Below are 14,132 nucleotides of genomic sequence, written 5' to 3'. Positions count from 1 at the left end.
CTCTCTTTTTATGACTGCAACCGTTTCATCTGTTCTCTGTTCCACCTATGATGAAGCAGAAGTGGATGCGGCGGTGTTGCAGGCGATCGATCATCTCGGCGGTATCGGCTCGTTTGTCTCTCCGGGGATGACTGTTCTCCTCAAGCCAAACCTCCTCACCGGGGCAGATCCGAAAAAAGCAGTCACCACCCATCCATCTGTTCTCAGATCTGTTGCCCGTATTCTGACCGCTCACGGGTGCCAGGTTATCATCGGTGACAGTCCAGGTGCCGGCACCCGGTATACTCCGGCTGCTTTGAAGAGGGCATATGAGCGATCAGGCTATGCTCCACTTGCTGCGATTTCGGGTGTCAGTTTGAATGAGAATGTATCGCATACAACAATCTCATCTCCTGAGGGCAGGGTGGTGAAACGGTTTCTTGTCATCACCCCGGCAGTTGAGGCTGACGCGATCATCTCCCTCTCAAAACCAAAGACCCATCTTCTGACGACCTATACCGGTGCTGTCAAGAACCTCTTCGGGGTTGTTCCGGGACATGAAAAGTCCGCTTTTCATTCACGGTTCCCTGATGCAGATGCCTTCTCGGCGATGCTCATCGATCTGCATGGTGCGGTTGTCCCGGTTCTTCACCTGATGGATGCAGTTGTGGGGATGGAGGGAAACGGACCTCTCTCAGGAACACCAGCACCTGTCGGCCTGATTTTAGCATCACGGAACCCCCATGCACTTGATTCTGTTGCCTGCCGGATCATCGGGATTCCGGGGAATATTGTTCCGACACAACGAGCGGCAGAGGAGCGTGGCCTGATTGATGGAGAGCCGGTTATTGTCGGTGATGATCCGGCGTCTCTCACGATCCCCGCGTTCCGCCTTCCGGATACTGCCCGCCCCGCAGGGCTTCTTATGAAGATCTCCCGGAAGATACTTGCCCGTTTCCAGAGAGAAGGCCGTTTTCTTCTCCCCTATCCAGTGGTCGTGCCCTCTGCCTGTATAGGATGCGGTGCATGCGTCAGGATCTGCCCCGCAGATGCCGCCTCTCTTCGTGAAAGGCGGGCAGAGATCAATCTCGCTCTCTGCATCCGGTGTTACTGCTGTCATGAATCCTGTGAGGCAGCGGCGATTCAGCTCAGGCAGGGGCTGCTCTCACGTATCATCCTCGGCAATCGGCAGTAATTATTACCTTCCGCACCAAACGCTACTGAATGGTTCAGCTGACGGTTGATATCGGTGGCCGCCCGGGTATGGATTGCCGTGGGTTCTGTTCGTACTGCTACTTCAGGCATACGGGTAAACATGAAATTCCACCATTTGGCTGCCGATACTGCCTTCCTTTTATCAAGGGATGTGATTATTGCAGCCGCGGCGTGAAAGAGGAGTACTCCGGATTCAAGCCGCTTCGTGAGGTGGCAGACTCCGTCCTTGCTGATATTCAGTCTGTCAGGGGAGATATCTCCCGGATTACCATCAGCGGCGGGGGGGACCCAAGCTGCTATCCAGAATTCATCGATCTGGTCGAGCTTCTGGCCACCCTTGAGGCGCCGCTCCATATCGGATACACAAGCGGCAAGGGTTTTGACGATCCGGCTATAGCTGATATCCTTATAGACTCAGGTCTCTCAGAGATCTCATTCACTGTCTTTGCCTCCGATCCGGAACTGAGAAGGGCGCATATGCATGATCCGACACCCGAGGCATCGCTTGCAGTTCTGGAACGTCTGGCAACTAAGATCGATGTCTATGCAGCATCTGTTATTCTTCCCGGTGTCAATGACGGGGCGGTTCTGGAAGAGACATGCCACTGGCTTCAGGAGAGAGGGGTGAAAGGGCATATCCTGATGCGGTTTGCCAATGCAACAGAGCAGGGTCTTATTCTTGGGAACGCACCAATCATACCTGATCATCCTGTCCAGACGGTGAACGAGTTTGCAGAGATGATCAGATCTATCGCATCGAGATGTTCGATGAAGGTTTCAGGCACCCCGGTCTTTGATCCTGAGTTTGGCTCTCCTTTTGCGATCAGAAATGAACCCGATCTGCTTACAAGACTCCCACGAATCCAGGGATCCGCAAGTGTAATCACGGGGAGCGTTGCGGCTCCGTTTATCCGTGACATTCTTCAGAGCTGTGGCGGCGGCGATGTGATCGCCGTTGAAAAAGAGATTGCCTGCCTGATCACAGCTGACGATCTCCGGAAGGTCGATCTCAGTTGCCTTGCCGATACTGTGATCATACCTGGACGTTCATTTGTCCACCTTCCCGAGGCTGAATCGATACTTTCGGCAGATGGAACCGAACGCAGGGTTCTTCGGGGACCGGAATGCCTGACCGCGGATGCCGAGACGAGCATGGGGATGACCCGTGCCGGTGTGCTTGAGATGGAAATGTCCGGTTTTTCCGATCTGATCCGGTTGATCAATCTGTATGGTGATAGATGAGATCCCTTGAAGAATCACTCGGCTACACTTTTCAGAATCCTGACCTTCTCACCCGTGCCCTCACCAGATCCGCATATGCCCGTGAGGCTGGCATAGACGCAGCAGGCCATATGGATGCGCTCGCAGTCCTTGGGGATGCGGTTATTGAACTGGCTGTTCTTGAAGCAATTATTTTTCAGGGGGAGTCCGATAAAGGCACAATAACAAACAAAAAGATAAACACTGTGAATATGGTCAGGCTCAGAAATGCCGCAGAATCTCTTGATCTCTCCGATTATGTCCTCTGGGGGAAGGGGGAGAGGCTGATGGAGATCTGGACATCGGGCCGGGTGCTTGCAGAATGTTATGAGGCGTTGATCGGCGCCCTGTATCTTGATAATGGGATGGATGCTGTGAAATCAGTACTAAACGCCTCCCTTATCGTAGCTGATAAGAAAGATTGAAGTAACCTCGCCTGCGATAAAACTGTACTAAAGCTTTGAATGCTTTTTCAGGTAGCAGGGTTGTTGATATGATCGGGCAGATGGTGACGGTCGGAAGAGAGGTTGCCGGAATCACGTGCCGGGGGGGTAGAACGGTAAATGAAGACTCATACACCATCCTCCCGCTTCCATCCGGGTACCTGATTGCGGTGGCCGATGGCATCGGCGGTCAACGGGCCGGGGATAGGGCATCGTCACTTGCCATATCGACGCTGAAGGATTTTATTTCTGACAAATACACGGCCGGACTTGGAAATGACGAATGTCATCAGATCCTCCGTGATGGTTTTGCAGCTGCCGATTGCGCAGTAAAAGAAGCAGCTGTAGGGGATGCGAAAGGGATGGGCACCACTCTTGTTGCAGCCTTAATCAGGCGGGGGGTTGCAATCATTGCCAATACCGGTGACTCACGTGCATACCATCTCTCCGGGCAGGTTATTTCGGTTACAAAGGATCATTCACTTGTCTCTGATATGGTTGAGCATGGTCTTATTGATCCATGTGAGATTCCTCACCATCCGCTTCGATCATATATCACACGGAGTATCGGAGGTGATTTTGCCGTCAATCTGACCATGGATATCCTGCATCCGGGTGATGTACTCCTGCTGGCAACTGATGGTTTTTATGAATATATTGATGAGGATACTCTTGTCTGTGAATCGCTCCGTCTGGATCCTGCCGATATTCTCCAACGATTAATGCAGAAAGTGCTGATGATCACACCAGATAACGCAACCGCAGTCATCTATCGCCATCCCGTCTGATCATAAAAAAGGTGTTGAGCCGGATCTCACGGCTCTTTATTCTGCAGAAGATCAGTCATTTGACTCGATCAGGCTCTCGAGCTCTTCTTCTGCCCGTGTCTTTGGCGGGATGGGTGGTGTGCCCTGTTCTGCGATGATATATCTCCAGCCTGAGACTTTTGATGCCCTGAAGGCAGCCTGATGATAGATGCCATCCTCATAGAATCCTACTTCGCCTTCTTCTCCGGAAATGATCGTCCGTATTGCTTCTGAGAAGGTATCTGTGACGCCTGGGGATATAACACCGATCTTCTCCGGATGTGAATGGAGGGCAACGACACCTTCTTCATTGAATGCGACGAAGTAGGCGGTCCCGGCAAGTGAGAGATCCGAGGCTAATGATTCTGAAAATGATCCGAGATCGATCATGGCTTCAATGACTCCAATCAACGTATCCCCGCTCAAAACCGGAACTGCAACAACCGCAGCCTCGCGTCCGGTCACAGGATCAGTGATCAGAGTACCAATGATTGGGGTTCCGGAGAAGAGTCCCCTTCTCTGTCGGTACATCCTGTTGCTCCAATGAGGAAACAGAAAACCAGCATTAATACAACGATTACTCTTCTATTCTCCATCCGTTCATCCATCCTTATTAAAGATACTGAATGTAGTTCATTGATAAATATATTCAATTAATCTTTGTTTTTATGTATGATATTTTATAATTTCCTGAAAGTGAATGTGATATGCTCCCTGGTGTATAACTCCCCGGAGAAACGGACCGGGTAGCTCTCAAGTGAGGCTGTTGCCTCCTGAAATGGCCCTTTCATCTCACAAACCTCCCCTTCAGTGAAATAATGGGTAATTATTCCCCGCCTCAGGTACGTAAACGGGTGTATCTCTTCCCCTTTTCCACACCGCATATCCCTTCTGGAAAAGACCGTGCATTGAAATATCCCCCCGGATTTCAGGATTCGAAAAGCTTCATTGATCAGCAGGGAACGCATCTGCTCTGGTAGGTGCCCCAGGATATGAATCCCGATGATCGCATGAAATGATCGGTCTTTGAAGGGAAGTCTGCAGGCATCTCCTATTAAAAGATAAGATTTATCCTGGCAGAGCCTGATTGCCTCCTCGGCATGATCGATTCCGATAACCCTCCATCCACGCGCCTCCATTGGATGGAGGTGTTTTCCATTGCCGCACCCGAGATCGAGGATACAGCTTCCCCGTGGTATGTCGGGGAGTGGAAACGGCGCTCCGCCATAGAGTTTCCCCCGCTCCCGGTACTCCGCGTTCCATGCATCGCGGTGGGATACGGGAGACTGATGATCCATATAGATTCATGGTTTTCCGGGTTGATATGATCACTCTCATGTTCGGGCTAAAACGGTATCACCATCTATTAATCCTCCTTGGTCTCATCATTGCAACAGTGATGGCAACAGAAGCGATGATCATCGCTGCGTTTCCGGGGATCGAAGAAGAGTTTGGTATTTCTTCTGTGATCATCGCCTGGATACTCCCTGCTGTGATGCTTGTCGGTGCTGTTCTCCTCCTTGCCATCGGATCGCTTGGCGATATCCTCGGTAAGCGCCGGATTGTTCTTGCGTGCCTGATCGTCTATGGTGCAGGTATAGCCCTTGCCGGATATGCGCCAGATATGCCAACCCTCCTCTTCTCCCGTATGCTTCAGGGGCTCGGGCTTGCGGTTGCACCGCTTGCATATGCACTTGTTGCAGAGGAGACACCAGTGGAATGGGTGGCAACAGCAATCGGGGTTCTTGCTGCAACCTATGGAGCGGGGAGCTTTGTCGGGATCATGTCAGGAGCGTTTATTATCGAGCATATCGGATGGCGTGCCTGTTTTTTGGTGATGATGCCGATCGTTCTTCTCCTGATCATCTCGGCATGGTTCATCATCCCTGATCATGGAGAGCGGAAGAAAGTAGCGATCGATCTCATTGGTATGGTGCTCTTTGCGCTTTCGATCCTCTCAGGTATGATTGCGATAACCTGGATTGGCCTTGCAGGAATCAGCGATCCCTTTGTCTGGCTCTGTTCCGGTGTTTCAATCGCCTCGCTCTCTCTCTTTCTCAGGCATGAGAGGCAGACCTCTTTCCCCCTCCTCGATCTCGGGATGATTCGTGATCCACCCTTTCCTGCAATCACGATAAATGCCTTTCTGGTCGTCTTCTCATTCTTCATTCTTCTTCAGGTGATGCCCTACCTGATCTCATCCCCTGCCGGTCTCGCCCTCTCTGCAATTTATGTGGGGATTCTCATGATGCCAGGATCCCTGACAGATATGATATCAGGTCCCCTTGCCGGATATATGGTCGCGAAAAAAGGTGTTGTTCTTCCCTTCATTCTTGGATCGGTCTCTCTCCTCCTTGGATGTGGGATCTTCTTCCTCTTCCCGACAAGCCCGCTCCTCATCGCCTGTATCTGGATGATATTCTCGGCAGGCATGTCGGTTCTCCTGACAATCGACAATATGATCGTTGTCGCCTCCGCACCACCTGGCAATACTGCGACTGCGAGTGCCTTTCTGCATACGGTCCAGAGTATCGGGGGCGCACTGGGCCCGATTGTTGCCGGAGCCGCCCTGACGATCTATGCGCCGGAGGAGGCATTCACCGTGATCTTCCTGGTGGTACTTGGGGTATCAGCGCTCATCCTCTTCCAGTCGGCAGGAATAAGGCGGTATCTCCCGTGAATTTTACCTTTGATAACCCGGCTTCAGAGAGTTCTGAGCGCTGCTCCAAGCCGTTCCATACCGCAATCGATCTCTTCAGGAGATGGGCTTGAGAAGTTGATCCTGATCGTATCCTCCCCTCCCCCTTCTGGATAAAATGGAACCCCCGGGAGAATGGCAACCCCGGCCTTCACACCTTCTGCAAAGAGCTTCATCGAGGAGAGTCCTTCCGGCAGTGTTGCCATCAGGAACATGCCACCCGCGGGCTCGGTATGGGCAAGTCCGAGAACATCGAGATGCTCACAGATACGCCTGCATTTCTCCTTATATACGCGGGTTATCTGTCTGATATGATGATCAAGATCGTTTCTCTGAAGGTACTCGTGAAGAATCATCTGGGAGAGAAGATTGGAATGGAGATCGGCTGCCTGTTTTGCATGATTGAACCGCTCAAGAACCGGAGCAGGTGCATAGATCCATCCAATCCGAAGTCCCGGTGCAATGATCTTTGAGAATGATCCCGAGAGTATCGTCTGATCCGGGAGATAGTGCTTCATTGGAAGGCGGGGTTTCCCATCAAAGAAGAGCTCTCCAAACGCGTCATCCTCAAAGAAGGCACAATCTGAACCGCTCAGTATCTCAGCCAGTTCTTTTCTCCGATCTTCAGAGTAACTGGTTCCGGATGGGTTCTGGGAGTTGGGAATCCCATAGAAGAAGGAGGGTTGCCGGGTCTCAATCAGCTCCTGAAAAGAATCGGGATCAGGACCGCCTTCGGTGAGGGGAACGGTGTGGATTTGTGGTTCATAGAGAGAGAAGGCATCGATTGCCCCGAGATATCCGGGTGATTCCATCCCGATATGCGTTCCTTTTGATATGAAGATCTTCCCGATGATGTCTAGACACTGCTGGGAGCCGTTCACTATCTGGATCTCATCCGGGCTTGCCGGAATTCCAAGCCGCTTTTGATAACGCTCTGCAATGTACTCCCGGAGCGGCAGGTACCCGTCAGTGGTTGTATACTGGAGGGCTGTTCGTCCTTTTTCCTCAAAAACAGTGGAGGCAGCTGCCCTGATTCCATCAAGATCGATGAGATTGGTATCGGGCAGCCCGCCTGCAAATGAGATGATTGATGGGTCGCGGGAGATCCTGAATAACTCGTCCAGAAAGGATTTTGGGGTGCTTGTGTATCTGTCTGAGAAGGAGAATTGCATGCATTTCTATTTGGGGTGCAGAGCGAAAAGCTCTCTCTTCTGCTGCCCGGCAGGATCCTGATGCAAATTTTTTCTATATAAAATTTGTGGATAAATCCCACAAAGGATTTATGATCTGGTATTATAGTTCGGTTTGTTCTGACCGTCGTCTTCTATTTATATTCTTTCTGCCTCCTCTATAAGGAAGACAGCATCAACAATCTAATCTTATTGAAAAACCACTATGATGAAGGGAACAGAAGAAGAATGTGCAATCTCCGGACTGAGGTCTAATGGAAATCTGGAAAAGGGAGCCTGAGCCGAATAAACAGGAGGAAGCAGACGGATATATCCGTTTAGCCCGCTCTCTCCTGGCAGAAGGAGATCTGGGAGATGCTGTACGTCTCTTTGATGATGCCCTTGCAATTGACCCGGGTTACCATGAAGCCTGGGTTGGAAAAGGTGATGCATATCTCCGGATGAAGAACTATCCGGAGGCGATCCTCGCCTATAAGGAAGCCCTCGCAATTCGTTCAGATGATCCGGAGGTTCGAGAGGCATATGCATCTGCGCTCCTTGCAATCGGGAGAACAGACGATGCAATACGAATGCTGAATCTGGCATTACACCCGGATGCTCTCCCTGATCTGAAAAAGATGGTGGATGAGCTGCTCTCGGGAGGGATGTATCCCGAAGCCCTTGATCTCGTCGACAGGCTGACAGCTCTTGACACCGGCGATGCCCGGCTCTGGTGTCTGAGGGGAATGATCCTCTGCCGGTTATCCCGATCAGATCAAGGTGAAGAAACCGGGGGAATCCAGCCGGGTTATCCCGATGATACGGGTGTCTGGTATCTCCGGGGTGCCATACGGTCTTTTTCAACGGCACTCCAGATACATCCTGATACCTTTCTCGCATGGAAGGGGAAAGGGATTGCTTCACTCTCTTTACATGAATTTCAGGATGCAGCTGATTCCTTTGAAAAAGCACTCGCAATTCAATCAGGTGACCGGGATACCAGACGAAGATATGCTTTTGCTCTTCTCGGGCTTGGAGAAACCGATCGGGCCATTGGTATCCTGAACCAGTCCAGCCATCTCGATGATCTCCCTGGTCTTATCTCAATGGGTGAATATCTCCTCTCAGAGAAACAATATGAAGATGCAATAACACTCTTTGGCCGGGCACTTGAAATCGATCCTTCATCTGGAAAAGCCTGGTTTTTACAGGGCGTCTGCTTCTATCGGCTCTTTCGTTTTGATAATGCCCTTCATTCATTTGACGAGGCACTCAGACTGGAGAACGATGATGTATCTGATTCAGCATTCAGTGTTTCTGAGATATGGTGCATGAAAGGCGCCATCCAGTGTCGCCTATCCAATTTTGATGATGCAATCATCTCATATGAGAAAGCAATCACCCTCAATCAAAAGGATCCTGTTGCCTGGTTTCTACGTGGGATAGCACTTGATAAACTCTGGCGATATGATGATGCGATCGAGAGCTATGAACGGGCCATCCCTCTCTTTCGTAATGGCGGGGATGATGAGTCTGCTGATACCCTGCATCCCCAAACCGGAGCTGTCTGGAGAAGGCACGGAATATGTCTCTGGAATCTGGGCAGGTATGAGGAGGCTCTCCAGTCACTTGATACAGCACTCCAGCATAACCCAGATGATACTGAGGCATGGTTTTCAAAGGCGACGCTTCTCCAGATTCAGGGACGGAATGAAGAAGCACTGGATGCGTACGCGAAGGTTCTCGAAGACCGGCCTGATTATTATGAAGCATGGTTGAACAGCGGCTCAGCTGCCCTTGCAATTGGCCGGGATCAGGATGCCCTTACCTTCCTGGATAATGCAATTGCCATTCGTGATGATGATCCCGACTCCTGGTCACTTCGTGCACTGGCACTCAATCATCTTGGCAGGACCGATGGATCGCTTGCGTCTCTTGAGCAGACACTTTCACTCAATCCATCGGATCTGAAAGCAAATCTAGGCAAGGGAAAGCTTCTCATGGAATCAGAGCGATATGAAGAGGCTCTGGAGGCTTTTGAGAAGATACTGGATACCCATCCTGATAGTACGACTGCACTGCTCTACCATGGATCCGCTCTTGAGGCCCTTGGCCGTTATCGGGAGGCGGTTTCTTCATATGAACGGGTTCGTACTCTTCGTCCGCAGGATTCTACAGCGCGTATGCGGCTTGCCCCCCTCCTCCTCCGCCTCGAGCGGTACCGGGAAGCTCTCATTGCATTTGATGAGATCATCGAATCAGGTAAAGCCGATCCTGGTGTCTGGCTAAACCGGTCCTGTGCCCAGATGGCACTTCACCAGAATGAAGGTGCGGTTCAATCCTTTAAGGAATTGCTGAAGATTGATCCGGATAATAATGAGGCACTTTTTGAGTTGGGAGCGCTCTTTCATCGGCTTCACAGGTATGAAGAATCTCTGACTGCACTTGAGAGAATCGATCCGGATAAGCAGAATAGTCCATCATACTGGCAGATTCGTGGCTCTTCTCTCCTCTTTCTTGGCCGTCACGAAGAAGCTGTCTCCTCATTCGACCGTGCTCTTTCTCTGGATGATTCCGACTCATCTGTCTGGCGTGATCGTGGCTCTGCACTCCTCTTTCTTGGCCGTCATGAAGAAGCTGTCTCCTCATTCGACCGTTCTCTCTCTCTTGATGATTCCGACTCATCTGTCTGGCGTGATCATGGCCGTGCTCTCCTCTCACTTGGCCGTCATGAAGAAGCTGTCTCCTCATTCGACCGTTCTCTCTCTCTTGATGATTCCGACTCATCTGTCTGGCGTGATCATGGCCGTGCTCTCCTCTCACTTGGCCGACCTGGGGACGCACTCATTTCGTTTGATCGTTCCCTCAATCTGAATCCGGATCAGCCAGCTGTCTGGTCTGATCATGCGTCGGCTCTTCTTTCACTGAACCGTGCTGAAGATGCGGCCCGTTCTTTTGAGCGTTCAATCAACCTTGATCCTGAGAATGCCGTTTTACTCTTTCAGTATGGTATGCTTCTCTCCCGGCTGAAACGGCATGATGAGGCACTCAGCTATCTTGACCGGGCATTGTCACTCAGTCCGGATGATTCTGATCTGATCAGTGAGCGTGCCCGTCTGCTCACGCTTCTTGAGCGATATGATGAGGCGCTGGAAACGTTCGATCAGCTCGACACTCTTTCACGAAATCAGCATCTGCTTCATGCCGATGCGCTCTTCAGGACAGGCAGATTTGATCGTGCAGAAGAGGCATATCTTGCCTCTCTTGATGGTGCGGATGACGATTCTGCCATCTGGAAAAAGATCGGCGACTGCCGTTTCTCCATGGGCAGCTATGAAGAGGCAATCTCCGGGTATGAGAGGGCCATTCAATCTTCACCAGAAGATTCAGACTTGCTTGAATCATACGGCGATGCACTTCTTGAGGTGTTGAGAAGAGAAGAGGCATATGCTGTATTTGAACGTGCCCTTCTGGCATCCCCTGATGATCCGGCTCTCCTCTCAAAGGCTGCTGATACTCTCGCCCTTCTGAACAGGAAGACAGAGGCCCTTGCTCTCTATGACAGGCTCACCGGGCGAGAAACTGCGGATGCAACACTCTGGAGAAGACGGGGGGAACTTCTCGTAAAGCTTGAGCGGTATGAGGAGGCTCTTACCTCTTTTGAAGGGGCACTGTATCTGGATTCCTCCGATAGTGCCTCCATGCTCGGAAGTGCCCGTTGCCTGATCCCCCTCTCCCGTTTTGAAGAGGCTCACGGGATACTCTCGAAACTGGTTGCTGAGATTCCCGGAGATTCACAGATATGGCAGATGCTGGGTACTGTCCTTGAACTGCTTCACCGACCTGATGAGGCGCTTCTTGCCTATGAGCATGTACCTGATGAGACTACTATAGAGCGGGGTGTCCTGCTCTTTGAAGCCGGCCGTCATGATGAGGCATTCTCTCTCCTCTCCTCCACTCCTGAAAGGCTCTCTTCCCATCCGGCAGCACTCAAAGCCCTCTCCAGATCTTCAATTGCAATCGGAAAGGAGGAAGAGGCTCTTGCTATTGTCAGGCAGCAGATCGATGAAATGCCAGATAATACCGGGATTCTTCTCCTCTATGCGAAACTCCTCGAATCCGCCGACCACCCCGAGGAGGCTCTCGCTGCTTATCGGGGGGGAGTTTCACCAGATATGCCGGATGGATGGAGAGAGATGGGCGATCTCCTCTGTCAGCTTGAACGCTTCGATGATGCAGATGCCGCATATCAGCAGGCACTCCGATTCACGCCTGATGATCCCGTTCTCCTCTACAGGTCTGGATTTGTACTCAATCATCTTGGCCGCTACGATGAGGCGCTCACTTCACTTGACAGGGGTCTTGAGATCAGCCCCGATGATAGCAATCTGATCGGCGAGCGTGCCAGTCTGCTCACTCTTCTGGGCCGTCATGAGGAAGCGGTATCTGCTTTTGATCAGCTCGATACCCTAACGCCTGAGCAGCGCCTGCTCTATGCTGATTCCCTCTTCCGGACAGGCAGATTTGATGAAGCTGAGGAGGAATACCTGGCTTCATCTGCGCATGTCCCGGATGGTGACCCGGTTATCTGGAAGAAGATTGGTGACTGCCGGTTCCGTTCCGGCCGGTATCAGGATGCAGTTGATGCTTATGAACAGGCATTGCCGCTTGCCCCGGATGACCCCTCTCTTCTGGAACTCTATGCTGATGCGCTCTTCGAAGTTGACAGGGCAGAGGAGGCATATGATCTTTACCAGCGTGCCCTCCTGGCCCTCCCGGATGACCCAATCCTGCTTGGAAAGGCTGCTGATATGCTTGTTCTCCTGAAAAAGGCAGGCGAGGCCCTTGCCCTCTATGAACGACTGGTAAGGACTGGCGATCCTGCCCCCTCAATTCTTCGAAAACGGGGTCTGATCCTCCAATCGCTTGGCCGTCATGAAGAAGCGGTTCTCTCCTTTGAAGAAACAATTCTACAGGAGCCATCCGATACCGAATCGCTTCTTGGTATGGCCCGGTCCCTCATCGCCCTCAATCGCTTTTCCAAAGCTCATGGGATCATCTCAAGACTGGTCCTTGAGATTCCCGATGATCCGGATCTCTGGTCTCTGTATGGATTTGTTCTCGAGCAGCTTGATCGTCCTGATGAAGCACTCCTCGCCTATGAGCACGCACCAGATGAGACTACGACAGAGCGGGGTCTTCTTCTCTCCCGCCTTGGCAGACATAATGATGCAATCCTCCTCCTCTCTCCCCCAACTGAAGATCCATCATTCAGGGCAGCTGTTCTCCAGGCCCTCTCCACTTCCCTTAATGCAGTCGGACGAAAAGAAGAAGCACTTGATCTGCTTCATCAGCTGATCGGAGAGATACCTGATGACCCCGAAATTTGCTTCCTCTATGCAGATCTTCTGGCAGCAGCCGGTCGTCTTGAGGATGCACTCTCTTCATATGATCGTGTAGTCTTAGCCGGGAAACCCGATGGGTGGAGAGAGATGGGTGATCTCCTCTGCCGTCTGGGAAGGTATGATGAAGCATTATCAGCATTCAGGCGGGCACTTCACTTCTCCCAGGATGATCCTGCGCTCATTAACAGGTGTGGTACCGCACTTTCTCATCTTGGGAGATACACCGAGGCAGTATCCTGTTATGAAAGGGCAATCCACCGGAATGCACGTGATCCTGAACTATTTCGCCGATATGCCTCAGCTCTCTACCATGTCGGCCGTTATGATGAGGCACTCCGATACTGCACCTGCTGGCTTGAAGAGCATCCCGATGATCCTGAGGGGTGGTATGGGCATGCCAGGCTCCTTGTCAAGGCTGGAAAATATGATGACGCCTCCTTCTCTGTTGAACGGGCTCTCTCCGGGAGACAGGACGATCCGAAGGCATGGTATCTCCGGGGCGTTATCCAGGGAAGGCTCGGCCGGTTCCAGCAGGCACTCTCCTCGGCCGATAAGGCGATCACTCTTGATGAAACCTATGCGGATGCCTGGGTTCTCAGGGGGACAGTACTCCACCGTCTTCTGAAATACCAGGAGGCCCTCCGTTCACTTGATCGGGCTCTCTCACTCACTCCTGAGGATAGCGGCTCCTGGTATATCAGAGGGACTATACTTGGGAGCCTGGGCAGGTTTGAGGATGCTATTCTCTCTTTTAACCGATCTCTGGATATTAATCCCGGGAATGCCCCTGTACTGCATGCACGTGCAGTACTGCTGCATCAGCTCGGCAGATTCGATAAAGCTGTGGAATCGAGTGAGGAGGCTCTGAGTATTGATCCCGGCTTGTATTCAGCATGGCAGGCTCATGCACATGCACTTCTCCGTCTTGGACGAAATGAAGAGGCACTCGTCTCGCTGGATCGTGCACTGGAAGGGGTGCCTGATCGCCACAGGCTCTGGTATGCGAAGGGGAAGGCTCTTGCTGCGCTTGATCGGTTTGAGGAGGCTCTCCATTCATTTGAAAAAGCCTATGAACTACAGCCTGAACGTGCGTATATGGAAGAGATTCGGCGGTGCAGGCAGAAAACCGCCTGAGATCTCTTTTTGCTCTCTCCAGA

General features: G+C 51.7%; 9 protein-coding genes. 6 read left to right on the top strand and 3 right to left on the bottom strand.

The annotated features are described in order from the left end of the window. Window positions 1-10 precede the first annotated feature (10 nt). From ACZ44I_RS05855 to ACZ44I_RS05840, 4 genes are all read left to right on the top strand, one after another. Entirely contained in the window at window positions 11-1,174 is a 1,164-nt protein-coding gene (locus tag ACZ44I_RS05855) for a DUF362 domain-containing protein (RefSeq protein ID WP_464547893.1), read from the top strand. A gap of 29 nt (window positions 1,175-1,203) precedes the next feature. After that, window positions 1,204-2,436, top strand: coding sequence for a methyl coenzyme M reductase-arginine methyltransferase Mmp10 (mmp10, locus tag ACZ44I_RS05850; RefSeq protein ID WP_464547894.1), 1,233 nt, complete (start codon window positions 1,204-1,206; stop codon window positions 2,434-2,436). Further along, window positions 2,433-2,879, top strand: a complete 447-nt coding sequence (locus ACZ44I_RS05845; protein ID WP_464547895.1) for a ribonuclease III domain-containing protein — start codon at window positions 2,433-2,435, stop codon at window positions 2,877-2,879. Before mmp10 ends, ACZ44I_RS05845 begins: the two co-directional genes overlap by 4 nt. A 68-nt stretch (window positions 2,880-2,947) precedes the next feature. Beyond that, a complete protein-coding gene (locus ACZ44I_RS05840; protein WP_464547897.1) occupies window positions 2,948-3,685 on the top strand; it encodes a PP2C family protein-serine/threonine phosphatase in 738 nt (245 codons plus the stop codon). 51 nt (window positions 3,686-3,736) lie between these two features. On the opposite strand, the gene ACZ44I_RS05835 is transcribed toward ACZ44I_RS05840, so the two are convergent. Together ACZ44I_RS05835 and ACZ44I_RS05830 are read right to left on the bottom strand one after the other, a co-directional pair. Continuing rightward, a complete protein-coding gene (locus ACZ44I_RS05835) occupies window positions 3,737-4,234 on the bottom strand; it encodes a cache domain-containing protein (protein ID WP_464547899.1) in 498 nt (165 codons plus the stop codon). A gap of 149 nt (window positions 4,235-4,383) precedes the next feature. Beyond that, entirely contained in the window at window positions 4,384-5,001 is a 618-nt protein-coding gene (locus ACZ44I_RS05830; protein WP_464547900.1) for a class I SAM-dependent methyltransferase, read from the bottom strand. A 26-nt stretch (window positions 5,002-5,027) separates the two neighbouring features. Between ACZ44I_RS05830 and ACZ44I_RS05825 the strand changes: the two genes are divergently transcribed. Beyond that, window positions 5,028-6,383 carry an MFS transporter gene (locus tag ACZ44I_RS05825; RefSeq protein WP_464547902.1) on the top strand — a complete coding sequence of 452 codons (1,356 nt, stop codon included), beginning with the start codon at window positions 5,028-5,030 and terminating at the stop codon, window positions 6,381-6,383. Window positions 6,384-6,406: 23 nt separating this feature from the next. Here the strand turns inward: ACZ44I_RS05825 and ACZ44I_RS05820 are convergent, their stop codons facing one another. After that, a complete protein-coding gene (locus ACZ44I_RS05820; protein ID WP_464547904.1) occupies window positions 6,407-7,573 on the bottom strand; it encodes an aminotransferase-like domain-containing protein in 1,167 nt (388 codons plus the stop codon). Window positions 7,574-7,845: 272 nt separating this feature from the next. On the opposite strand from ACZ44I_RS05820, the gene ACZ44I_RS05815 reads away from it, so the two are divergent. Next, window positions 7,846-14,109 carry a tetratricopeptide repeat protein gene (locus ACZ44I_RS05815; RefSeq protein WP_464547906.1) on the top strand — a complete coding sequence of 2,088 codons (6,264 nt, stop codon included), beginning with the start codon at window positions 7,846-7,848 and terminating at the stop codon, window positions 14,107-14,109. The last annotated feature ends 23 nt before the right edge of the window (window positions 14,110-14,132 follow it).

It is taken from the genome of Methanocalculus pumilus, from assembly GCF_055382585.1.
This window is presented reverse-complemented; position numbering and strand designations above follow the sequence as displayed.